The sequence below is a fragment of the Streptomyces neyagawaensis genome, from assembly GCF_023516595.1.
GTDB classification, from domain to species: domain Bacteria; phylum Actinomycetota; class Actinomycetes; order Streptomycetales; family Streptomycetaceae; genus Streptomyces; species Streptomyces neyagawaensis.
In genome coordinates this window covers 1-730 of the sequence record NZ_JAMGBG010000249.1, presented here as the reverse complement: position 1 = coordinate 730, position 730 = coordinate 1, and the positions used below count along the sequence as shown (strand labels likewise).

At 74.1% G+C, this 730-nt stretch carries 1 pseudogene; it reads left to right on the top strand.

The window, feature by feature from the left end:
• Positions 1-85: 85 nt before the first annotated feature.
• Positions 86-730 (top strand): annotated as a pseudogene (locus M8J73_RS44530) (ABC transporter permease); the annotation flags it as partial.

Here is a 730-nt window from a genome sequence, read left to right as displayed (position 1 = left end):
CGCACCTGGCCACACGCTGCGCCAGCAGGCTGATCGAGGTCGCCGACGGCCGGGTGGCCCGCGAGAGCGCTGTGGAGGCCGCCGTATGAGCGCCGTGTGGAGGGCGTCGCGGGCCGCCGTGAAACGTCGCAGGCTCCAGACGTTCGTCATCGGGCTCGTGGTCCTGTGCTCCACCACGACGATCCTGCTCGGGCTGGGGCTCCTCGCCTCGGCGTCGGCCCCCTTCGACAACGCGTTCGCGCAGCAGCGCGGGGCCCACACGGTGGCGACGTTCGACGCGTCGAAGGTGTCGTCCGCGCAGCTCGCGACCACGGCCCGCCGACCCGGCGTCGAGGCCGCGGCCGGGCCCTTCGGGCAGGCCGTTCTCGAGATGCCCGAGGACTGGCTGTGGATGCCGGCCGGTTCCCTCTCCGTCGTGGGCCGGGCCGGACCGGACGGACCGGTCGACCGCGTCCATCTCCTGGAGGGCCGCTGGGCCACCGCTCCCGGTGAGATCGTCGTCAACTGGCCGATCGCCGGCACACCCGGCCGGGACTCGCTCGGCACCGAACTCAGGCCCCGTGGGGGGCCGGCCCTCACCGTCGTCGGCTTCGCCACCAGCATGAGCAAGACCGCCGGAGGCTGGGTCTCGCCCGAGCAGATGGAGCGGCTGCGCCCGGCCACCCGCCAGATGCTGTACCGCTTCTCGGACGCCGCGACCGAACGGGAGCTGCGGGCCGGCCTCAGCACG